The following is a 22,640-nucleotide window of genomic DNA, read 5'->3' on the forward strand; positions in this document are numbered from 1 at the left end:
TAATGGCGAGGGAGTAAAGGCAGGCCTCAGTCCTCCCGGGGCCCGAACTCGGTCTCCTTCGCCGTGATGATCCGGGCGCCCATGTTGCGCTCCATCATTTCCAGGGCGGCGGACGCCAGATGGGGGTGAATGGAGGCGACGGCGTCCCTCGGCACCGTCACCCCCAGGTGACGGATGTGCGCGTCCAGAGCGGAGTAGAGGACGCACTGCTCGGTGACCTGGCCGGTCAGTACCACGTGCCCGACGTCCAGCCTCCCCAGGAGGTAGGACAGGGGTGTCTCGAAGAAGACCGAATGGCGGGCCTTCAGGACGAAGAGCGACTGGTCGTCGGGCCGGATCGGCTCGATCAGATGGGCGTGCGGCCGGGCCAGCGCCGCGTCCAGCAGCTCTCCGTGGTGCGAGCGCCACCGCCCGAAGTTGTCGTTCACGTAGATCACGGGAACGTCCGCCCGACGGGCCCGGCCGAGCACCTCCGCCAGCACGGGCACGACCTGTTCGACGGACGGCACGAGGAGCTCGGCGTCCTCGTGGTCGTACGTGTTGATCATGTCGATCACGATCAGCGCCGACCGCGTCGCATCTGCACCTCGTTCAGTCATCGGATGCGGCGAGATCTGGTCGGGGTGGAAGCCGGAGCATCGGATCTCCCGAGTGGAGCGTGTGGTGCGGGTTCCGGGAATGCACTGCTGAGTACCCGGCGGCGCGGCGGGCCTAACAACCTGCTCAGGCGCCGGTCGGCACGCACAGGCCGGCCCTCCTCCTCGGGAGTCGCGGCCAGAACCTGTCCGCAAGTCTCGCTACCGTGCCTCACATGACGAACACCAAGCGGAGCGTCACCGGCACGGAACCCCTGCTCGGCACGCGTGCCCTCAACCGCGCGACCCTCGAACGGCAGCTGCTCCTGCGCCCCGCCCGGCTGTCCGTCGCGGCGGCGGTCGAGCACCTGCTCGGGCTCCAGGCGCAGAACGTCAAGCCTCCGTACTACGCGCTCGCCGCCCGCCTCGACGGGTTCACCCCGGAGGCGCTGTCCCGGCTGATGGCGGAGCGCGAGGCCGTGCGGATCGTCACGATGCGCTCCACCATCCACACCCACACCGCGGACGACTGCCTCACCCTGCGGCCGCTGGTGCAGCCCGCCCGGGACCGGGAACTCGTCACCTTCCGCAAGGGACTCGCCGGCGTCGACCTGGACCGGCTCGCCGTGCTCGCCCGCGACCTCGTCGAGACCGAGCCCCGCACCATGAGGCAACTGCGCGAGGCCCTGCTCCGGGAGTGGCCCGACGCCGATCCGCAGGCCCTGGCCGTCGCGGCCCGCTGCCGTCTCCCGCTCGTGCAGGTGACACCGCGCGGCCTGTGGGGGCGAAGCGGGCAGGTCAGTCTCACGACCGCCGAGCACTGGCTCGGCCGGTCCGCGGAACCGGCCCCCACGCCCGACGCGGTCGTCCTGCGCTACCTCGGCGCCTTCGGCCCGGCCTCCGTGCGGGACATGCAGGCCTGGGCCGGAATGACCCGCCTGCGCGAGGCCTTCGAACGCCTCCGCCCGCAGCTCGTGACCTTCCGGGACGAGAGCGGCGTGGAACTCTTCGACCTGCTGGACGCCCCTCGCCCCGGCCCGGACACCCCGGCGCCGCCGCGCTTCCTCCCCGAGTTCGACAACCTGCTGCTCTCGCACGCCGACCGCACCCGCGTCGTCCCGCCCGAGCACCGGGGCCGTTCGTGGAAGGGGAACCTGGCCTACTGCACGCTCCTCGTCGACGGCTTCCTCGCGGGGCTGTGGCGGCTGGAGGAGGACGCGCTCGTCATCGAGCCCTTCGAACGCCTCACCCGGGCCCGGCAGGACGAGGTCACGGCCGAGGGCGAACGGATGCTGCGCGTCATGCACCCGGAGTCGGCCTACGACATCCGCTTCGGCGCCGTTCGGACCTAGGGGCCGCTTCACGACATGGAGAGGGGGCGTTGCGGGCCGCTCGTGGAGGCCCGCAACGCCCCCTGGTATGTCACCTGAGGGGTACTCAGGAGCTACTGTGAGGTCACGAGTTGACCTGCGTCGTGACCAGGTTGGAGAAGGTGGTCAGCCGGGTGTAGACACCCGGGTAACCGGCCTGGGCGCAGCCTTCGCCCCAGGAAGTGATGCCTGCCAGGACGCCCCCGATGAGCAGGGGGCCGCCGCTGTCGCCCTGGCAGGTGTCCACGCCGCCGGTGGTCTTTCCGGCGCACACCATGTCGCTCTGCACGAAGTCGGAGCCGTAGGAGCTTCCGCAACTGGAGTCGGACACGGTCGGTACGGTCGCGGTGCGCAGCTGGTTGGAGCTGCTGCCGTTCGAGGAGGTGGTGCCCCAGCCGAGGATGCGGGCGGTGGTGCCGGCCGCGTACACCGAGGTCTGGGAGGCGGAGACGTACTTCGCCGTGGTGTACGGCATCGACGTCGACAGCGTCAGCACCGCCACGTCGTCGCCCTTGTTGACGCCGGTGTAGCTCGGGTGGATCCATATCTTGCTGACTCTGGCGACCGTGCCGTCGGTGCCGTTGAGGTAGGTGCGGCCGCCGACGACGCGCACGCTGCTCGTGGTCTCGCCGACCATGCAGTGTGCGGCGGTGACCACCTTCGTGGGCGAGACCAGCGTGCCGCCGCAGAACTGGTTCTGCGAGGCGTCGGTGATCTGCATGACGAAGGGGTACGCGGACGTCGTGGTCGTGGTACCGCCGACGATCGGCTGCGGCGCGGCGACGGCCGTGGGAGCGGCGAGCAGCGCGGTCGTCGCGGCGGCGGCGGTCGCCGCGACGACGGCGGCGGCCTTCTTGGCAGCGTTGAGCCCGAACATGGGTCTCCTTGGGGAGTTGCCGGTGGGGGGTCGCGCGGGTGGTGGTACACGGGACCCTCACGTCGTTGTTCGGATCTCCGTGTGCCCGGCGAGCGGCACGCCCCCAAGCTAGGGCCCGGCGGGGGAGGCCCCCAATGAGGGAACCCCCTAAGGGAGTTGGGCAGGGATAACCCTCGGTCGGGCCCTGTAAACCCAGGTGGGGGTCAGGTCGTGCGGCGGCCCGCGGCCAGCCGGACGATGTCCACCCGGGAGCGGATCCCGAGCTTGCGGTAGACCCGGGTGAGGGTCGCCTCGACGGTCTTGACGCTGATGAACAGGCGCGCCGCGATCTCCCGGTTGGTCGCGCCCTCCATCACCAGCGAGGCGACTTGACGCTCCATCGAGGCGAGGCCCTCCAGCGCGTCGAGGGCGGCGGCCGGCGCGGTGGCGGCCGGTTCCACCGCCGTGGGACCGGCCGTGGCGGCCGCGTCGACCTGCCGCAGCCACGGCAGCGCGCGGCAGCGCCGGAACAGCCGGGCGGCCTCGTCGTACGACGCCGGTCCCGTCAGGGGCCTCGCGCCGGTGCGGGGGGAGGCGGCGGCCTGGGTGCGCAGGCGGGCCAGCGCGAAGGCGGCCCGCGCCTCCTCCAGGCCGTACCCGAGCCGCCCGAGCCGGTCCTGCACGGACGTCAGCCGGACGGCGGCGGCCTCGTGTTCGCCGCGTGCCGCCCGCACCAGCGCCTCGGCCCGGTCCAGGACGGCCAGCACGCTCTGCCGGCCCAGCCGCAGCGCGTGCGCCCGGGTCGTGTCGATGACGTCCTGGGCCTCGCCCGGCTCGCCGATGCGGACCAGGGCCTCGGCGAGGTCGCCGTGCCAGCGGCCGCGCCCGGGGTCGTTGATGCCGAGGCCGTGCTCCAGCTCCCGCACCCGGCGCAGCGAACGGACGGTCGCGGCCGGGTCGCCGGCCACCAACTGGGCGTAGCCCAGCGCCGCCAGGGCCCGGGACAGGTACATCTGGTCGCCGTCGACCTCGGCGTGGTCCGCCGCCTCCCGCGCGAGGGCCAGAGCCCGGTCGACGTCCCCGGCCGAGGCCTCCGCGAGAGAGGCGAGCATGGCCGAGGCGCCCTCGCCGATCCCGGAGTCCCGGGCCAGCCGCAGGCTCTCGCGGGCCAGGTCCAGAGCCCGGCCGCAGTGCCCGGAGCGCAGTTCCGTGTCGGCGAGGAAGCGCAGGAAGTGCACCTCGCTCTCGACCATGCCGCGCCGGCGCACCTCGCGCAGCAGCGCCGTGATGGCCGCCCGCGCCTCGGGCAGCTGGTCGCTCATGATCAGCCAGCGGAACCGGGCCGACCCGGCGCCGTTGTGGTGGCAGGCCACGTAGGGGTCCTGGGGTTCCCTCAGGGCCCGTTTGACCGTCACGGGGGCGTCCGGGTGGCCCATCAGGGTCTCGGTGGAGGCCTGGAACGACAGCGCCATCAGCTCGGTGCGCCGGTCCCCGCCCCGGGCGGCCAGCTCCGCCGCGTGCGCGGCCTCCTGGCGGGCCTCGGCGAAGTCGCCCTCGACGACCAGGCCGCGCCAGGCAAGCTGGTAGTGGACCAGACCGAGGAGGCCCGGGTCGTCACCCGCGTCGGCCAAAACCTGCGGGAAGACCGCGTCGACCTCGCCGAGGGCCTGCCCGGCCGCCTCGATGACCACCATCCAGGCCCGCACCCGCTCGGCGGGCACGGTGGCACGCGTCAGTACGTCACGGGCGATGTCCCGGGCGAGATCGGCCTCGCCGGCGGTGATCGCGTCCTCCGCGGCCTGCAGACGCCGCTCGTCGGGGCCCGGGGCGCTGTCCACCGGGGTGTGCCGGGCGGCGAGCAGCCCGAGCGAGGCGGCCACCGAGGGGGCCCCGCGGTCCCGGGCCAGCGCACCGGCCTCGGCCAGCCTGGCCGCCACGTCCGGGTCGGTGCCGGTGGTCGCCAGGGCCAGGTGCCGGGCCCGCTCGATCGGGTCGGAGGCCGCCGTGGACAGCGCGGCGTGCACGGCCCGCCGCTCCTGCGCCGGGGCCTCGGCGTACAGCGCGGCCGAGATCAGCGGGTGCGCGAACCGCAGGGCCGGTGCCTCGGGGTCCGTGGCCAGCAGCCCCAGCGCCGCCGCCTGGGCGGTCTCGGCCTCGGCGTGCTCCCGCCCGGCCGCGTGCAGCAGCGCCAGCGTGGGTCGGGCACCGGCGCTGGCGACGAGGAGGGTGCGGCGCGCCTCGTCGGACAGCATCTCCAGCCGGCTCAGCACCAGGGCCCGCAGCGACGTCGGTACCGGCAGCGGCTCACCGGGCCGCGGCCGGGCCGGGCTCTCGGCCAGGGCGCGGCCCAGCTCCAGCGCGAAGAGCGGGTTGCCGCCGCTGGTGCGGTGGATGTCGCGGACCGTGGAGCGGGACAGGGGCGTGTAGCCGCGGTGGTCGAGCAGGGCCGAGACCTGCGTACGGGTCAGCGGGCCCAGCCGGACGGCGAGCGTGTCGGGCGGAGACGCCGGCAGGTGGCGGTCGTACTCCTGGCCCTCGGTCCGTACCGCGCACAGCATCTGCACGGGCGTGTCACCGAGCCTGCGGGCCGCGAAGCCGAGCAGCTCGGCACTGGCCGCGTCCAGCCACTGGAGATCGTCGGCGACCACCAGCACCGGGCCCTTCGCGGCGAGGGCGCGCAGCGCCGACAGCACCGCAAGACGCAGCGCGAGCCCGTCCCGCTGGAGCGTGGACTCGCCGCGGCCGGTGAGCGCCGACTCCAGGGCGGTGCGCTGGGCACCGGGCAGCGCCCCGGACACGTCCTCCAGGACCAGTCCGAACAGGTCGGCCAGCGCCAGGAAGGGCAGGTGGGATTCGGACTCGGTCGCCGAGCAGCGCAACACCGTCCGGTCCGCACCGCCGTAATCCGCTGCCAGCGCCCGCAGGACCGTCGACTTTCCAATTCCGGCGGGGCCGTGAAGCAGCACGCTGCCCCCTCGGCCGAGCTGTTCACGCGCCGATGTGAACAAATCCTCCCGGCCGATGACCAGGTCGGGGCGGCTCCTGGGAGGCTCCTGGAAGTCCCGTCGCACGGTCACCGCTCCCCTCCCTGTGTCGTGTCCTGGCCAATATTAGGCAACAGCTCTTTGAATTTCGGAGGGACGGCGTGGTGAGGGAAATAACAACGGTTGCCGGCGGGCGAATTCATCGGACTCCCGAATGCGGCGGAACACGAGGCCGGCGTCCCGTCGGGAACCCCTCGGCAGCTCGAACGAGCAAACACAACAGAAAGCACCACAAACCTATGGCAACCACCCCGCCCGGCGCGCGGCGACCACGGCCTCGCCACGGGTGCGGGCCCGCAGCTTCCGCATGGCCGACCGCAGGTACCCCTTGACGGTCTCGGGCGTCACGCCCAGCCGCTCCGCGGCGACGGCGTTCGTCACCCCCGCCGCCACACACGCCAGCACGTCCACCTCGCGCGGCGCGAGCCGGACCCGGGCCGAGGGGTCCGTGCCGGCCGTCAGCAGCGCGCACGCGCCGAGCAGCTCCGCGCGCAGCTCCGGGTCCGTGATCCGCGGGGCCAGCGCCCGCAGCGCCGCGTGCGCCTCCCGCACCTGCTCCCACCCCGCGCCCGCCCCGCCACCGGCGAGCGTGCGGGCCTCGTCCCGCACGGCCAGCGCCCGCTCCACGTCCCGCGCCGCCTCGACCGCCGCGTCGAGCATCCGCCCGCCCAGCGGCAGAGCCGTGCGCAGCGCCCCGTACAGCACCCCGCGCACCCGGTGCCGCACCACCACCGGCACGGCCAGCACCGAGCGCAGTCCCTCCACGGCCACCGGGGCGTCGTACTCGTGGCTGATCTGCCGCGACGCCGAATAGTCCGCCACCACGCACGGCCGGGACAGCGCCACGGTCTTGCCGCCCAGACCGGTGCCGGACGTCACCACCAGCGAACGCAGGGCATGCGTCGCCGTGCCGCTCAACTCGCTGATGCGCATCTGCCGCCCGGCCTCCATCAGGCCGCCGAAGGCGACCGGAAGGCCGGTGCCCCGCCGCAGACGCAGCAGCGCGTTCCGTATCTCGGCCGCGTCGGACGCGTCTGCCGTCACCTGATTCGCCCCTTCACTACGGCTCCTGTGCGGGCGCACCCCCCGTTCGGGGGTAGTGAGACCTGCATCACGGATTACACGATGGCTCAGAGCCGCCCGGCAATGGTCCGGCACCCAGGAGGACAGATGACATCGGCGACGGAGCTGTTCCGCGACGCGCGGGATTTCCTGCTGGAACACCGCGAGGACTACCCGACGGCCTACGCGGGCTTCCGCTGGCCCCGCCCCGAGTACTTCAACTGGGCGCTCGACTGGTTCGACGAGATCGCCGACGGCAACGCCCGCACCGCCCTGCACCTCGTCGAGGAGGACGGCAACGAGACCAGGCTGTCCTTCGGGGAGATGTCGATACGGTCGGCGCAGTTCGCCACCTGGCTGCGCGCCCGGGGCGTGCGTGCCGAGGACCGGATCCTCGTCATGCTCGGCAACCAGGCCGAACTGTGGATCACCGCCCTCGCCGCGATGAAGCTGCGCGCGGTGGTCATCCCGGCCACCCCGCTGCTCGGCCCCGCCGACCTGCGTGACCGCGTGGCGCGAGGACGGGTCCGGCACGTCATCGCGCGCGTGGCGGACACCGGCAAGTTCGCCGAGGTCCCCGGTGACTACACGCGCATCGCCGCAGGCGCCTCCGGCGCCGTGCCCGACGGCTGGCTGCCGCTGGACGACGCCTACGGCGCCTCCGCCGGCTTCACCCCCGACGGCCCCACCCGGGCGGACGACCCGCTGATGCTCTACTTCACCTCGGGCACCACCGCCCGGCCCAAGCTCGTGGAGCACACCCACACGTCGTACCCGATCGGCCATCTGTCGACCATGTACTGGATCGGCCTGAAACCCGGCGACGTACACCTGAACATCTCCTCACCCGGCTGGGCCAAGCACGCCTGGTCCAACCTGTTCGCCCCGTGGAACGCCGAGGCGACCGTCTTCCTGCACAACTACACGCGTTTCGACGCCGTCCGTCTCATGACCGAGATGGAACGGGCGGGCGTCACCACCTTCTGCGCCCCGCCGACCGTGTGGCGCATGCTCATCCAGGCCGACCTGACGCAGCTGCGCACCCCGCCCCGCGAGGTCGTCGCGGCCGGCGAGCCGCTCAACCCGGAGGTCATCGAGCAGGTCCGCCGCGCCTGGAACATCACCATCCGCGACGGCTTCGGCCAGACCGAGACGGCCGTCCAGGTCGCCAACAGCCCCGGCCAGCCGCTCAAGACCGGCTCGATGGGGCGGCCGAGCCCCGGCTACCGCGTCGAACTCCTCGACCCCGTCTCCGGCGCGCCGGGCGCGGCCGAGGGCGAGATCGCGCTCGATCTGTCGGACCGCCCCGTCGGCCTGATGACCGGCTACCACGGCGACGCCGACCGGACGGCCGAGGCGATGGCCGGCGGTTACTACCGCACGGGGGACGTCGCCTCCAGGGACGAAGAGGGATATCTGACCTATATCGGGCGAAGTGACGACGTCTTCAAGGCCTCCGACTACAAGATCAGTCCCTTCGAGCTGGAGAGCGCGCTGCTGGAGCACGAGGCGGTTGCCGAGGCGGCGGTGGTGCCCGCCCCGGACGAGCTGCGGCTCGCCGTCCCCAAGGCCTACGTCGTGCTGGCCGAGGGCTGGGAGCCGGGCCCCGGCACCGCCAAGGTCCTGTTCGAGCACTCCCGCGAGGTGCTGGCCCCCTACAAGCGCATCCGCCGCCTGGAGTTCGGCGACCTGCCCAAGACCGTCTCCGGCAAGATCCGCCGGATCGAGCTGCGTGAGGCCACGGCGGCCGGGTCGGACGCCGAGCACCGCGAGGAGGACTTCCGGTGAACTCGTACAGCCATGGAACCGGTGAGGCGGCCCTGCTCGGCGACACCATCGGGGCCAACCTGGACCGGGCGGTGGCCGCCTGGCCGGACCGCGAGGCACTGGTCGACGTACCGTCCGGCCGGCGCTGGACGTACGCGCAGTTCGGCGCGGCGGTCGACGAGCTAGCCTCCGCCCTGCACGCCTCCGGCATCGCCCAGGGCGACCGGGTGGGCGTCTGGGCGGTCAACTGCCCCGAGTGGGTGCTCGTCCAGTACGCCACCGCCCGCATCGGCGCGATCATGGTGAACATCAACCCGGCGTACCGCACCCACGAGGTGGAGTACGTCCTGAAGCAGGCCGGCGTGTCCCTGCTGTTCGCCTCCCTCAGCCACAAGACGAGCGACTACCGGGCGATGGTCGATCAGGTACGGGGCGGCTGTCCCGAGTTGCGCGAGGCGGTCTACTTCGGCGACCCGAGCTGGGAGGCGCTGCTCGGGCGGGCGGCCCCCGGCGCGGTGTACGCGGAGCTGTCCTGCGACGACCCGATCAACATCCAGTACACGTCGGGCACGACGGGCTTCCCGAAGGGCGCGACCCTCTCCCACCACAACATCCTCAACAACGGTTACTTCGTGGGGGAGCTGGTCGCCTACTCGGAGCAGGACCGGATCTGCATCCCGGTGCCCTTCTACCACTGCTTCGGCATGGTCATGGGCAATCTCGCCGCCACCTCGCACGGCGCCTGCATGGTCATCCCCGCCCCGTCCTTCGACCCGAAGGCGACCCTGGAGGCGGTGCAGCAGGAGCGCTGCACCTCGCTCTACGGCGTCCCGACCATGTTCATCGCGGAGCTGAACCTCCCCGACTTCGCCTCCTACGACCTCTCCTCCCTGCGCACCGGCATCATGGCCGGCTCACCCTGCCCGGTGGAGGTGATGAAGCGGGTGGTCGCCGAGATGCACATGGCGGAGGTCTCCATCTGCTACGGCATGACCGAGACGTCCCCGGTGTCGCTGCAGACCCGCAGGGACGACGACCTGGAGCACCGCACCGGCACGGTCGGCCGGGTCCTGCCGCACATCGAGGTGAAGATCGTCGACCCGGCCACGGGTGTCACCCGACCGCGCGGCACGGCGGGCGAGTTGTGCACCCGCGGCTACAGCGTGATGCTCGGCTACTGGAACGAGCCGGAGAAGACCGCCGAGGCCGTCGACGCCGGCCGCTGGATGCACACCGGCGACCTCGCCGTGATGCGCGAGGACGGTTACGTCGAGATCGTCGGCCGCATCAAGGACATGATCATCCGGGGTGGGGAGAACATCTACCCCCGCGAGATCGAGGAGTTCCTCTACGGCCACCCGAAGATCCAGGACGTCCAGGTCGTCGGCGTCCCGCACGAGCGCTACGGCGAGGAGGTCCTGGCCTGTGTCATCGCCCGCGACCCGGCCGACCCGCCGACCCTGGAGGAGCTCCGGGCCTACTGCGAGGGGCGGTTGGCGCACTACAAGGCCCCGAGCCGGATGCGGATCCTCGACTCCTTCCCGATGACGGTGTCCGGGAAAGTGCGCAAGGTGGAGCTGCGGGAGCGCTTCTCCGACGGGCAGAGGTAGAGGAGTCGCCCGGCGCCGGGCGAGCGCCGGGGCCTGTGTCGCCCATGGGGCGCGTCGTCGCGGCGGCGGAAGCCCGCTCACAGCGGCTTTCGCATGCACACCCGCGGCCAACGGTCCAGGCCGTGCGCGGCCTCCGTCGCGCGGATCTCGCGCAGGCCGGGCGTGAGATCCGCCTCGGGGAGGGGCTGGAAGCCGAGGCGGGCGTAGTAGGGGGCGTTCCACGGAACCTCCGTGAAGGTGGTCAGCGTCAGGGCGGTCAGGCCCTCCTGGCGGGCGCGGTCGGCGGCGTGGGCCAGGAGGGCGCTGCCCGCGCCCCGGCGTGCGGCGCGCGGGTGGACCGAGACCTGCTCGATGTGCAGGGCGCCGTCCACGGGTTCGGCGAGGAGATAGGCGGCCGGCCGGTTCCGCTCGTCCGCCGCGACCCAGCAGCGGCCCGCCCGGCGGTAGCGCTCCAGGACGTCGGGCGCGGGCGGCTCGTCGTCCGCGATCTCCGGCATGCCGAGGTCGCGGAAGGGGGCCCCGGCGGCCCGTTCGATGTCCTGGAGGGCCGGGAGTTCGGCGGGGGCGGCGGGGCGGATGCGCATGCGGTGAGTATGCGATGCGACACGGCCGGAGGTCAGGGGGTCCGGTTCCCGGAGCCGCCGGAGGCCAGCCCCTCGGCCGGGGTGTTCACCGGTCTCGGTGTGCCGGTGAGGTCCAGGACGAACAGTGGGACGCCCAGGGTGTCGGCGCGGGCCCGGGCGTCGTCCGCGTACCCGGTGAGGGAGAAGCAGAGGCAGTCCGCGGACTCGGTCATGGCCGTCAGCCACAGGCATTCCACGTCCCGCAGGGTCGCCGGGCGCACGGCCGGGTCGACCAGCGCGAGGACGCCGCGGGCGGCCAGTCCGATGCCGGAGGGGGGCCGCTGGTCCGCCCGGCGGACACCCCGGTAGCCGAGCCGGCGCAGATACAGCGCGGTGGCGGTGACGGCGTCGAGGGCGGTGCGGATGGTGACGGACGGGAACGGGGGCTTGGCGGAGGCGGAGTCGGCGGGGGCGGTGGCATCGGCGGGCGCGGCGGCGGTCTCGCGCGGGCCGGCCGTGGGGTCGAGGCCGGGCGCGGCGTCATGGTCGCCCGTGCCGCCCTGAGCCCTTCCGTCGTCCCGGCCCTCCGCCACCGCCACCCGCAGCACCACCCCGCACGCGCACCCCACCTCCGGGCGGGGCCACTCGCCGCGTCGCCCGCAGGATCCGCAGCGCACCGTCACCCAGTCGTCCTGCCAGACCCGGTGCGAGACGGGTGTCGCCGGGCCGTCGCGGTCCAGGCGCGGGGCGACCGGCGCGCCGCACACGCAGGGGTACGCCGGAGCCGTGTAGCGGTGCTCGCGGCGGCAGGCCGGGCAGCGCACCGGAACGGTCTCGGCCATGGCCACTCCAGAACCGTGTCGCAACGGGACAGAGAGCCCATCGTGCTCCCTCGGGCCCCGCCCTGTCCGGCGCTTGCCGTCTCTTGACGCCCTTCGCCCACCCCACATACATTAATTCCAGATCGTAGAAAACAATTTCCACAATACGGAAGAGCTCACCGCGGGGCGCGACGGGAGTGCGAATCCGACAGCCGAAGCAGGAGTACTCGATGGCTCGAATGACCGCTGCCCGCGCGGCAGTTGAGATCCTCAAGCGTGAGGGCGTCGCCGACGCGTTCGGTGTCCCCGGCGCGGCGATCAACCCCTTCTACGCGGCGCTCAAAGCCTCCGGCGGCATCGCCCACACCCTCGCCCGGCACGTCGAGGGCGCCTCGCACATGGCCGAGGGCTACACCCGCACGCACCCGGGCAACATCGGCGTCTGCATCGGCACCTCGGGTCCGGCCGGCACCGACATGATCACGGGCCTGTACTCCGCGATCGGCGACTCCATCCCGATTCTGTGCATCACGGGCCAGGCCCCGACCGCCGTGATCCACAAAGAGGACTTCCAGGCCGTCGACATCGCCTCCATCGCCAAGCCGGTCACCAAGATGGCCGTGACCGTCCTGGAGGCCGCGCAGGTCCCGGGCGTCTTCCAGCAGGCCTTCCACCTGATGCGCTCCGGCCGCCCCGGCCCGGTCCTCATCGACCTGCCGATCGACGTGCAGCTGACGGAGATCGAGTTCGACCCGGAGGCGTACGAGCCGCTCCCGGTCTACAAGCCCGCCGCGACCCGCGCCCAGATCGAGAAGGCGATCGGGATGCTGAACGCGTCCCAGCGACCCCTGATCGTCGCGGGTGGCGGCGTCATCAACGCCGACGCCGCCGAACTCCTCGTCGAGTTCGCCGAGCTGACCGGCACCCCGGTCGTCCCGACCCTGATGGGCTGGGGCCTGCTGCCCGACGACCACGAGCTGAACGCCGGCATGGTGGGCCTGCAGACCTCGCACCGCTACGGCAACGCGACGTTCCTGGAGTCCGACTTCGTCCTCGGCATCGGCAACCGCTGGGCCAACCGCCACACCGGCAAACTCGACGTCTACACGGCCGGACGGAAGTTCGTCCACGTCGACGTCGACCCCACCCAGATCGGCAAGATCTTCGCCCCGGACTACGGCATCGCCTCCGACGCCGAGGCCGCCCTGGAGCTGTTCGTCGAGGTGGCCCGCGAGCTGAAGGCGGCCGGCAGGCTGCCCGACCGCTCCGAGTGGGCCCAGGCGGCGCAGGAGCGCAAGGCGACCCTCCAGCGCCGTACGCACTTCGACGACATCCCGATCAAGCCGCAGCGCGTCTACGAGGAGATGAACAAGGCCTTCGGCCCGGAGACCCGCTACGTCTCCACCATCGGCCTCTCGCAGATCGCCGGCGCCCAGATGCTGCACGTCTACCGGCCCCGGCACTGGATCAACTGCGGCCAGGCCGGCCCACTCGGCTGGACCATCCCGGCCGCGCTCGGCGTCGCCAAGGCCGACCCGGAGGCGCCCGTCGTCGCGCTCTCCGGCGACTACGACTTCCAGTTCATGCTGGAGGAACTGGCCGTCGGCGCGCAGCACAGGATCCCGTACGTCCACGTCCTGGTGAACAACTCCTACCTGGGGCTGATCCGGCAGGCGCAGCGGGCGTTCGAGATCGACTTCCAGGTCAACCTGGAGTTCGAGAACCTCAACTCCCCGGAGCTCGGCGTCTACGGCGTCGACCACGTCAAGGTCGCCGAGGGCCTCGGCTGCAAGGCTATCCGCGTCACCGACCCCGCCGAGCTGGGTGACGCCTTCGAGCAGGCCAAGAAGCTGGCCGCGGAGCACCGGGTCCCGGTGGTCGTCGAGGCGATCCTGGAGCGCGTCACCAACATCTCCATGTCGACGACCAACGACATCGGCAACGTCGTGGAGTTCGAGGAGATCGCCACCGAGCCCGGCCACGCGCCGACCTCGATCAGGACGCTGAAGGTCTGACGCCCGCGCAGCGACAGGGGCGGCCCGTCCGGGAGGACGGGCCGCCCCTGTCGCGTTTCCGGCATCCTCATGGGGCCTTGGACACCTCAGTCCCCGCCGCCTCCACCGCCTCCGCCGCAGGAAAAGGAGCCGCCACCGCCGCCGCTGCTCGTGCCGTGCGGCGAGTGCTTGAGGAGGCCTGTGCCGCCCACCTCGGCCCGGCGGACCAGACCCGCCCGCAGGGCGAAGCGCGGCACCAGCAGCCGCAGGGCCGCCTCGCCGTGGAGGGCGACCAGCAGCAGCCGTTCGCGGTCGGTCAGGCCGTGCCTGCTCGTGGGCAGGGGATGGACGTGCCGCAGGTCGCGGACGTGGCGGCGGGCGGCGCGGGTGGCGCCGAGCAGGGGATAGCGCAGCAGGCCCGCCTCAGCGAGCGGAATGCGCATGAGGGCCACCGCGAGCCGGATGTCCGGATCCTTCACCAGCGTCTTGGGAGCGGCGGGCGCCCGCAGCGAGGCGTGCACCGCGGCCGCCAGGCTGGACGGCGGCTGTTCCGCCCGCGCGGCGTCCACGACACCGGCCCGGATGGTCCCGGGCCGGTCCGCCTCCACCAGGCCCCGCAGATGCAGATCCACCACGGCGACGGTGACGGCGGCCCGCGGGCCTTCCCCCAGCAGTGCGATCTCGTGCGGCTCCAGCCGGACCGCCGTACCGTCGCTCATGGCTTCACCCCCGTACCGGGGCCCGCCGCCCCCGTGCCGGCGAGCCCCGTGTGTTGAGAATGTGCCCGGCCCCGGGGGCAGTTGAAGCCCCCGGGGCCGGGTTCAGAGGTTCATTTGAGGGTTCCGTACGGGCTGTACGACCGGTGCCGTAGGCGCACTCACGCCTCGTGGTGCTCCGACAGCCCCGGCCAGTCGTCCGGGCCGCCGCCCTGCCACTCGACGAGGTCGCTCTCCGCGACGTCGGTGACGTACAGGTCGGCCAGGCGCAGGATCTCGGCGACGTCGTCGGTGTGGGTGGCGACGCCCAGCGGCTCCTCGCCCAGGGTGACCCGGCGGGAGCCGTCCAGGGCGGGGGCGTGGACCACGACATGCGGATGTTCGGTGGGAGGTGCCATGCCTTCAGGCTGCTGCGAACGGGACGGTTCCGCACCCTGAAAGGGGCTGGCCGTCCGACGGCGCGAGGCTGGGCGCGACAGGACGTTCGCGCCGCCGGACGGGGTCTTTGCGGGGGCAGGCACCACTGGGACCGCGGCGGGTGCGACGGGCTCCGGGCGGGCTTCCCTCAGGTCGAGAAACCGGCCCGGGCCCTTCACCACCGCACTGGCTCGCAGCCGCCGCGGTCCGCGCCCTGACCGTGTCCGTGCCCGGGGGACCACCCCTCATCCGGGTCGCCCCGGGCGGTCGGACACGGTCAGGGAGTTCAGTCCTCGCGCAGGGCGCGGACCGCCTCCTCCACGCGCCGCCCGTACTCGGGGTCGGCGGCGTGGAAGTGCGCGAGGTTCTTCTCGATCACGTCGTCGCGGGAGACCTGGGACAGGCCCCCGGCGATGTTCGCGACCAGCCGGGACTTCTCCTCGGCGGACATCAGCCGGAACAGCTCGCCGGCCTGGAAGAAGTCGTCGTCCTTGGTGTGCGCGGGCGCCTCATGGGTGCCCGTGTGGCCGTTCACCGCGAGTGGCGCCGACAGTGGGCGGCCGGTCTCGACCGGGCCGTCGTAGGAGTTCGGCTCGTAGTTCTTCGCGTGCCGGCCCTGGGCGTTGGACGCCATCAAGCCGTCGCGGCCGTAGTTCTGGGCGGTCGTCGCCTTCGGCGCGTTGACGGCCAGCAGCGTGTGGTTGACGCCCAGGCGGTAGCGGTGGGCGTCCGCGTAGGCGAACAGGCGGCCCTGGAGCATCTTGTCCGGGGAGGGGCCGATGCCCGGCACGAAGTTGTTCGGGGAGAAAGCGGCCTGCTCGACCTCGGCGAAAACGTTGTCCGGGTTGCGGTCCAGCACCAGCCGGCCCACGCGCTTCAGCGGGTAGTCCTGGTGCGGCCACACCTTGGTCAGGTCGAACGGGTTGAAGCGGTAATCCGCCGCCTCGGCCGCCGGCATCAGCTGGACGTAGAGGGTCCAGGACGGGTGCACGCCCCGCTCGATGGCCTGGAGCAGGTCCGTCTGGTGCGAGTTGGGGTCCTTGCCCGCGATCTCGGCGGCCTGCCCGCTGCTCAGACAGCGGATGCCCTGGTTGGTCTTGAAGTGGTACTTGACGAAGAAGGCATCGCCCCGGCTGTTCGTCCACTGGTAGGTGTGCGAGCCGTAGCCGTTCATGTGCCGGTAGGAGGCCGGGATGCCGCGGTCGCCCATCAGCCAGGTCACCTGGTGCGTGGCCTCGGGGGAGTGCGCCCAGAAGTCCCAGACGTTGTCCGGCTCCTGACGGCCCGTGAACGGGTCGCGCTTCTGCGAGTGGATGAAGTCCGGGAACTTGATCGGGTCCTTGATGAAGAACACCGGGGTGTTGTTCCCGACGAGGTCGTAGTTGCCTTCCTCGGTGTAGAACTTCACCGCGAAACCGCGCGGGTCGCGCACCGCGTCCGCGCCGCCGAGCGAGTCGGCCACCGTCGAGAAGCGCAGGAACACCTCGGTGCGCTTGCCGACGCCGCCGAGGAAGTCGGCGTGGGTGAAGTCCGTGACGTCGTCGGTCACTTCGAAGTGGCCGTACGCGCCCGAGCCGCGGGCGTGCACCACGCGCTCCGGGATGCGCTCGCGGTTGAAGCGCGCCAGCTTCTCCAGCAGATGCTGGTCCTGGAGCAGGAGCGGGCCGCCGACGCCGGCGGTGGCGGAGTTCTGGTTGTCGGCGACGGGGGCGCCGGACTCGGTGGTGAGCACGCGCTGCGACATCGTGACCTTCCGTACGAGAGGGCAGCGGAAATATGTTTCCGCTTCGTGGAGCCTAGGGTCGGGCGATCGGAGCGTCAACAGTTTGTTGAAGCGATGGGCATGACTGGTTCCGGGCGGCGCCGCCGCTTTGGGCGCGACAGGACAGGTGTCAGCGGCGGCGCCGCCCGGGGTCTGGGGGACCCTCGCGATCACGAGGGCCGGGAGGTCGTCAGAGCTGCGCGCCGGAGAGCCGCTCCACGGCCCGCAGCAGCGCCGAGTGGTCCAGGCCGCCGTCACCCTGCGCGCGCAGGGACGCGACCAGCTGGGCGACCACGGCACCGACGGGCAGGGCCGCGCCGACATTGCGGGCGGCGTCCGTGACGATGCCCATGTCCTTGTGGTGCAGGTCGATCCGGAAGCCCGGCTTGAAGTCCCGGCCGAGGAAGTTGTCCTTCTTGCGGGTCAGCACGGTCGAACCGGCGAGCCCGCCGTTGAGGACGTCCAGGGCGGCCTTCAGGTCCACGCCGGACTTCTCCAGGAAGACCACGGCCTCGGCGCACGCCTGGATGTTCACGGCGACGATCAGCTGGTTGGCGGCCTTCACGGTCTGGCCCGAGCCGTGCGGGCCGCAGAGCACGATGGTCTTGCCGAGCGCGTCGAGGATCGGCTTCGCGGTGTCGAAGTCGGCCTGCTCGCCGCCGACCATGATCGACAGTACGGCCTCGATGGCACCGGCCTCGCCGCCGGACACCGGGGCGTCCAGGACGCGGATGCCCTTGTCCTTCGCCGCCTTCGCCAGGTCGACGGAGGTCTGCGGGGTGATCGAGGACATGTCGATCAGCAGCGCGCCGGACTTCGCGTTCTCCAGGATGCCGTCCGGGCCGTAGGCGATGGCCTCGACCTGCGGGGAGGCCGGGACCATCGTGATGACGACGTCGGCGTCCTTCACGGCCTCGGCGATCGAACCGGCCGCGGTGCCACCGGCGGCGGCCAGGCGGTCCAGCTTGTCCTGCTCCAGTGTGTAACCGGTGACCGGGTAACCCGCCTTGATCAGGTTCTCGGACATGGGGGAGCCCATGATGCCGAGGCCGATCCACGCGACCTTGGGAAGTGCGTTGCTCATGATGGGGTGCCTTTCGGTACGGGGGTCAGCGGGGCAGCCAGTCGAAGGCCTCGGTGCTCGGGCGCTCGCCCGGCTTGTACTCGAGGCCGACCCAGCCGTCGTAACCCGCCTTCTTCAGCTGGTCGAGGAGGTCTTCGAGGGGCAGTGAGCCCGTCCCGGGGGCGCCGCGGCCCGGGTTGTCGGCGATCTGCACGTGGCCCGTCTTCGAGGCGAACCGCTCGATCACCGACGGGAGGTCCTCGCCGTTCATGGACAGGTGGTAGAGGTCCATGAGGAAGTGGGCGTTGCCCAGCCCCGTCGCCTCGTTCACCCGGTCCACGACGGCCACGGCCGCCGGGGCCGAGACCAGCGGGTACAGCGGGGACTCGGGCTGGTTCAGCGCCTCGATCAGCAGGATCGCGCCGATCCGGTCGGCGGCCCGGGCAGCGAGGGTCAGGTTCTCCAGGGCGAGCGCGTCCTGCTCGGCCGGGTCCACGCCCTCGACGCGGTTGCCGTACAGCGCGTTGAGCGCCGTGCAGCCCACGGAGGCGGCGAAGTCGGCGGCCACATCGATGTTGGCACGGAACCGCTCCGACTCCTCGCCGGGAATCGACAGGGCGCCGCGGTCCGGGCCCGGGAGCTGCCCGGCGTAGAAGTTCAGGCCGGTGAGCCGGACACCCGCGTCCTCGATCGCGCGCTTCAGGGCGTCGAGCTCGGGACGCACCGGCGTGGGCGAGTCGACCCAGGGCCACCACAGCTCGACCGCGGTGAACCCGGCAGCCGCCGCGGCGGCGGGACGCTCCAGGAGCGGGAGCTCCGTGAAGAGGATCGACAGGTTGACGTTGAAGCGCTGCTCTGCGAATCCCATCGGGCTCGGCGCTCCCTTCCTGGATTTTCCGTAATGCGGAAGTTGCTTTCTGCTTACTGGAAGATTGCCTGTGACCGGGAAAGACTGTCAAGAGCGACCGCAAAAAAGCGCCCCCGCGCGGGGACGCGGGGGCGCTGGGGCGGAGGAGGTTCAGAGCGCGTCGACGCCGCTCACCTTCCAGCCCCCGGAGGCACGGGTGAGCGTCATCCGCACCCGGTTCAGGTCCACGCGGGACCCCGTGACCTGGGTGCTCCTGGTCACCTGGTTGACGAAGAGCAGCACGACCGCCCGGTCCGGGGAGGCCGACACGACGGAGGCCGCCGGGGCGCCACCGCCCGCCGGCTCCACGACCGTCGCCTTCACCACCCCGTGGTACTTACGGGCCGTCGGCCCGACCACCGTCTTCGTGGTCCTGCCGTACTCGTCGCGGAAGTCGCCGGTCAGATGCGTGCGCGCCCGGGCGAAGTCGCGGTCCAGGCGCCGGTAGTCGTACGACAGCACGACCGGCGCCGCCTTCCGCGCCGCGTCGAGCGCCTCCCCCCGGGCCCGGTCCGCGCGCTGCCCCTCCCGGTACTGCCAGCCGAGCACGGCGGCGGCGACCAGACCCGCCACGAGCAGGACGGCCGACGCGGCGGTGAGCAGCCTCCCGCGCGGGAACCGCCGCACGCGCGTGCTCTCCCGCGGCTCCTCCTCGGCGGCCTCGGGCGACGGCTCCGGCGGGTCGTCCCAGGCGCCGTCCGGCGCGTCGACGAGCACCGTGCGCCCGGAGCCGGGCTCCTCCGCCCGAAGCGGCGGCGCCTCGTTCGCCGGGGACGAGACGGTACTCCTGCCGTGCTCGGGATGTTCCGGGCGCCGGGCGCGCTTGGCCGCCGCGCGGGCCGCCGCGGTCATGGTGCGGCGGGCGGGGGAGCCGGCGCCGCGGACGCGGGAGGTCGGGTTCGCCACGGTCTTTCTCCTCACAGGCGGTACGGGGGTGGTACGAGTGGTCAGCCGACGAACTCGACGTCGGAGGTCAGCCAGCGGCCGCCCTGGTGCACGAGGTCGAGCTGCAGCCGGTAGGTGCGTGCCTCCCCGTCCGGCACGGCGGTGTTGGTCACCTTGCTGTCGGCGACGACCAGCACCCGGGCCGAACGCGCGTCGGACCGCACGATGCCCGCTTCGAGGACCTGGCCCTCGGACACCGACTTGTTCCCGGCGACGAGCTTGGTCAACTGCGCGGTCTGCGCGGCGAACTGCTTCCTGAAGTCGCCGGTCGCGCCCTTCAGCACGTTCTGGCTGTCCCGGTCGTAGTGCCGGTAGTCGAGCGAGGTGAAGTTCAGCGCCGACTGCCGGGCCGCCGCCAGGATCTCCTGCCGGCGCTGCTCCACCGCGCGCTGCTCGATCGTCTGGAGGCCGAGCCACACCGCGAGCACCGTGGTCAGGGCCGTCGAGGCGACGAGTCCCGCCGACTGGGCCCTGCGGCGCCCGGCGGACCGCCCGGTGCGGCGGCCGCTGTCCGCCCGTCCGGCGGCCAGCCGTCGCAGCGGTCGCAGCGCCGAGGTGAGGGAGCCGCCTATCAGCGGGAGGAGGCCCCCGCTCATGCCATCGGTCCGACGAGCAGCCATTGCCACGAATCCTTTCCGAACACGGTCTGTTCGCCGCCCGTAGAGCCGATCTCGACGGGCGTTCCGTCCGGGCCGGTTGCCGTCCCGGTCTCCGGGTCGTACGGGGCGACGTACGCGGCCGGTCCGGCGCCGCCGGAACGGCCGGACGCGCCGGGGGCGTTCTGCGCCCCGCGCACCGAGGTGCCGCCGCCGCGCGGCGCCGTGCAGCGCGCGTCGGTGTTCGCCGGGCGCGTGCCGGTGTCGGCGGGGTCGCGCCGCCGCGTGCCGTACCCCTGGGTGCACGGCGGCGGGTCGTCGGCGTTGAGGACGAGGCCGAAGTGGGTGGTGCCGTCCCCCGGGATGACGGTGTGGCTGCCCGCGACCACCACCGGGAAGGTGACCAGGGCCTGCTCCACGCCGGGCAGCCGGGCCACGGTGACCTGGCCGCCGCTGATGAGGTTGGCCAGCAGGACCGGCAGATGCGGCCGGGTGGACCGCAGCAACGAGTTGACCTCCTGACCGGCCGGCACCGAGTTGCCGATCAGCCGGCGCAGGTCCCCGTCGCTCGACTTCAACTCCGCGGTGAGCGCCGCCAGATCGCGGGAGAACGACTTGATGGACGAGCCCTGGTCGGCCTGCGTCTTGAGCACCTTCCGCGAGTCCTCGATCAGCGAGACCGTCTCCGGGAGCGAGTCGGAGGCCGACTCGACGAGCGCGTTGCCCGAGTCCACCAGCCGGCTCAGATGAGGCCCTGTGCCGGAGAAGGCCTCGCCCAGTTCGTCGACGGTGATGCGCAGGTCCTTCTTGCCGACCGAGGTGACGAGCCGGTCGAGGCTGACGACCATGTCCGTGACGGGCAGCGGCACCCGGGTGTCCTCGCGCGGGATCGCGCTGCCGTCCAGCAGGTACGGGCCACCCGAGCGGCGCGGCTGCAGGTCGACGTACTGCTCGCCCACCGCCGAGCGGTTCGCCACCACCGCCAGCGTGTCCGCCGGGATGCGCGGCGCGCCGTCATCGATCTCCAGGGCCACCGAGACACCCTCGGAGCCGGTCAGCCGCAGAGCGCCGACCCGGCCCACCGGCACCCCGCGGTAGGTGACCTCCGCGCCACTGAAGATGCCGCCGGAGTCGGCGAAGTCGGCCCGCACGGTGTAGCCGCGGTCGAGGAGGCCGTCCACCAGGCCCGTGTACTCGGCGCCGACGTACGACACCCCCACGGCGGTGACGGTGGCGAAGGCGAGCAGCTGGGCCTTGACCGTACGTGTGATCACGGCTGTATCCCCTTCAGCATGAGCTCCGCGAGCGCGAGGTCGATCCCCGGCGGGAGGCGGCGCGAGTCGGGCAGGGGTCCGTGGGCCGCGGTGCACACCGGCGGGCACAGCGGGTCGGCGTCCCGGGGCGCCGGGGGTTCGACGGGCGTGTCCGGCACGTCCGGTGCGTCCGGCAGGGCCGTCGGTGAGGGCAGGCCGGGCACATCGGGAACGTCGGGCACATCCGGAAGGTCGGGAAGGTCCGGGGCCTCGGGCCTGCCCGAGTCGCCGTCCTTGCCGCCGGGCTTGTCGGTGAGGTTGCCGTAGATGCCCGCCAGGTCCAGGTCGGCGGTCACACGGAGGTTGACGTAGTCGCCCTTGACGGCGTCCACCGCGTTGCGCGGGAACGGGTAGGTGGTGAGCATCTCGAGGGAGTTGGGCAGGTCGTCGCCCGCCTTGTTGAGCTGCTCCAGGATCGGCCGCAGCGACTTGAGGTTGGCGACCGTGTCGTCCCGCGAGGCGTTGACGACCCTGGTGCCGGTCTTGCCCAGCTTCGACAGGGCGGTGAGCATCTTCGTCAGGTCGCGCCGCTGGTCGGCGAGGACCTTCAGCGCGGGCGGCATCGTGTCGACGGCCGTGGCGATCGTCTTCTTCTCCTTCCCGAGCCGCTTGGCCAGCCGGTCGATGCCCTTGAGTGCGCGGACGATGTCCTCGCGCTGGCCGTCCAGGCCGCCGAGGAACGTGTTCAGCTCCTTGAGCAGGGACTTCACCCGGTTCTCGCGACCCTGGAGGGCCTTGTTCAGCTCCACGGTGATCGTCTTGAGCTGGGCGACCCCGCCGCCGTTCAGGAGCGCGGACAGGGCGGAGAGCACCTCCTCGACCTCCGGGTTGCGGCCGCTGCGGGACAGCGGGATCAGGTCGCCGTCTTGCAGCCGTCCGGCGGGTGCGGTGCCGGCCGGGGCGGACAGGGCCACGTACTTCTCGCCGAGCATGCTGGTCTGCCGCAGCTCGGCGACCGCGTTGCCCGGCAGCTTCACCGAGTCGGCGACCCGCAGTCGTGCGCGCGCGTGCCACCCGTCGAGTTCCACCTTCTCGACGGCGCCCACGGTGACGTTGTCGACCTTGACCGCCGACTGCGGCACCAGGTCGAGCACGTCCCTGAACTCGACCGTGACGTGGTAGGCACGGCCGTCCGCGGCGGCGCCCCCGGGGAGAGGGACGTCGTACCAGCCGTTGAACTCACAGCCGGACAGCAGCAGCGTCCCGACCGTCGCCCACGCGACCGCCCCGGCTCTCGTGCGTCCGCCGCTCATGCGTCC

Annotated in this window: 19 protein-coding genes; 4 read left to right on the plus strand and 15 right to left on the minus strand. The window is 72.3% G+C overall.

Features of this window, described 5'->3' with window-relative positions:
- Positions 1–26: 26 nt before the first annotated feature.
- The gene (locus tag IO24_RS0110075) at positions 27–548 is read right to left on the minus strand and encodes a cysteine hydrolase family protein (RefSeq protein ID WP_234335232.1); all 522 of its coding nucleotides are present in this window, start codon (positions 546–548) and stop codon (positions 27–29) included.
- Positions 549–811: 263 nt separating this feature from the next.
- Here IO24_RS0110075 and IO24_RS0110080 point away from each other — a divergent pair, with 263 nt between their 5' ends.
- Positions 812–1,927, plus strand: a complete 1,116-nt coding sequence (locus IO24_RS0110080) for a winged helix DNA-binding domain-containing protein (protein ID WP_031134138.1) — start codon at positions 812–814, stop codon at positions 1,925–1,927.
- A gap of 103 nt (positions 1,928–2,030) precedes the next feature.
- Here the strand turns inward: IO24_RS0110080 and IO24_RS0110085 are convergent, their stop codons facing one another.
- From IO24_RS0110085 to IO24_RS0110095, 3 genes are all read right to left on the minus strand, one after another.
- A complete protein-coding gene (locus tag IO24_RS0110085) occupies positions 2,031–2,822 on the minus strand; it encodes a S1 family peptidase (RefSeq protein ID WP_031134139.1) in 792 nt (263 codons plus the stop codon).
- Between the two features lie 203 nt (positions 2,823–3,025).
- On the minus strand, positions 3,026–5,878 hold the full coding sequence (locus tag IO24_RS0110090; RefSeq protein WP_031134142.1) for a helix-turn-helix transcriptional regulator: 2,853 nt from the start codon (positions 5,876–5,878) through the stop codon (positions 3,026–3,028).
- 204 nt (positions 5,879–6,082) lie between these two features.
- A complete protein-coding gene (locus IO24_RS0110095) occupies positions 6,083–6,889 on the minus strand; it encodes a helix-turn-helix transcriptional regulator (RefSeq protein WP_031134144.1) in 807 nt (268 codons plus the stop codon).
- A gap of 126 nt (positions 6,890–7,015) precedes the next feature.
- Here IO24_RS0110095 and IO24_RS0110100 point away from each other — a divergent pair, with 126 nt between their 5' ends.
- Positions 7,016–8,695 (plus strand): AMP-binding protein, encoded by a 1,680-nt coding sequence (locus IO24_RS0110100; protein WP_031134146.1) that lies wholly within the window; start codon positions 7,016–7,018, stop codon positions 8,693–8,695.
- Positions 8,692–10,284, plus strand: coding sequence for an AMP-binding protein (locus tag IO24_RS0110105; protein WP_031134148.1), 1,593 nt, complete (start codon positions 8,692–8,694; stop codon positions 10,282–10,284). The genes IO24_RS0110100 and IO24_RS0110105 overlap by 4 nt, the downstream gene beginning before the upstream one ends.
- Before the next feature lie 77 nt (positions 10,285–10,361).
- On the opposite strand, the gene IO24_RS0110110 is transcribed toward IO24_RS0110105, so the two are convergent.
- Together IO24_RS0110110 and IO24_RS0110115 are read right to left on the minus strand one after the other, a co-directional pair.
- On the minus strand, positions 10,362–10,868 hold the full coding sequence (locus IO24_RS0110110) for a GNAT family N-acetyltransferase (protein ID WP_031134150.1): 507 nt from the start codon (positions 10,866–10,868) through the stop codon (positions 10,362–10,364).
- Between the two features lie 32 nt (positions 10,869–10,900).
- Positions 10,901–11,689, minus strand: coding sequence for a hypothetical protein (locus tag IO24_RS0110115; RefSeq protein WP_031134152.1), 789 nt, complete (start codon positions 11,687–11,689; stop codon positions 10,901–10,903).
- Between the two features lie 209 nt (positions 11,690–11,898).
- On the opposite strand from IO24_RS0110115, the gene gcl reads away from it, so the two are divergent.
- Positions 11,899–13,683 (plus strand): glyoxylate carboligase, encoded by a 1,785-nt coding sequence (gene gcl, locus IO24_RS0110120; RefSeq protein WP_031134154.1) that lies wholly within the window; start codon positions 11,899–11,901, stop codon positions 13,681–13,683.
- An 86-nt stretch (positions 13,684–13,769) separates the two neighbouring features.
- On the opposite strand, the gene IO24_RS0110125 is transcribed toward gcl, so the two are convergent.
- From IO24_RS0110125 to IO24_RS0110165, 9 genes are all read right to left on the minus strand, one after another.
- Positions 13,770–14,381, minus strand: coding sequence for a hypothetical protein (locus tag IO24_RS0110125; protein ID WP_031134156.1), 612 nt, complete (start codon positions 14,379–14,381; stop codon positions 13,770–13,772).
- 158 nt (positions 14,382–14,539) lie between these two features.
- Entirely contained in the window at positions 14,540–14,776 is a 237-nt protein-coding gene (locus IO24_RS0110130; RefSeq protein WP_031134159.1) for a hypothetical protein, read from the minus strand.
- 305 nt (positions 14,777–15,081) lie between these two features.
- Complete coding sequence (locus IO24_RS0110135) at positions 15,082–16,539, minus strand: catalase (RefSeq protein WP_031134160.1); 1,458 nt, start codon at positions 16,537–16,539, stop codon at positions 15,082–15,084.
- Positions 16,540–16,747: 208 nt separating this feature from the next.
- Positions 16,748–17,641, minus strand: a complete 894-nt coding sequence (locus IO24_RS0110140; protein WP_031134161.1) for a 2-hydroxy-3-oxopropionate reductase — start codon at positions 17,639–17,641, stop codon at positions 16,748–16,750.
- A gap of 25 nt (positions 17,642–17,666) precedes the next feature.
- Positions 17,667–18,488, minus strand: a complete 822-nt coding sequence (locus tag IO24_RS0110145; protein WP_031134163.1) for a TIM barrel protein — start codon at positions 18,486–18,488, stop codon at positions 17,667–17,669.
- A 150-nt stretch (positions 18,489–18,638) separates the two neighbouring features.
- On the minus strand, positions 18,639–19,433 hold the full coding sequence (locus tag IO24_RS0110150) for a hypothetical protein (RefSeq protein WP_031134165.1): 795 nt from the start codon (positions 19,431–19,433) through the stop codon (positions 18,639–18,641).
- A gap of 41 nt (positions 19,434–19,474) precedes the next feature.
- Complete coding sequence (locus IO24_RS0110155) at positions 19,475–19,909, minus strand: hypothetical protein (RefSeq protein WP_031134167.1); 435 nt, start codon at positions 19,907–19,909, stop codon at positions 19,475–19,477.
- A gap of 155 nt (positions 19,910–20,064) precedes the next feature.
- The gene (locus tag IO24_RS0110160) at positions 20,065–21,342 is read right to left on the minus strand and encodes an MCE family protein (RefSeq protein WP_031134169.1); all 1,278 of its coding nucleotides are present in this window, start codon (positions 21,340–21,342) and stop codon (positions 20,065–20,067) included.
- Positions 21,339–22,634, minus strand: coding sequence for an MCE family protein (locus IO24_RS0110165; RefSeq protein WP_031134171.1), 1,296 nt, complete (start codon positions 22,632–22,634; stop codon positions 21,339–21,341). The genes IO24_RS0110160 and IO24_RS0110165 overlap by 4 nt, the downstream gene beginning before the upstream one ends.
- Positions 22,635–22,640: the final 6 nt, after the last annotated feature.

This window comes from Streptomyces flavovariabilis (genome assembly GCF_000725785.1).
Lineage (GTDB): Bacteria > Actinomycetota > Actinomycetes > Streptomycetales > Streptomycetaceae > Streptomyces > Streptomyces hawaiiensis.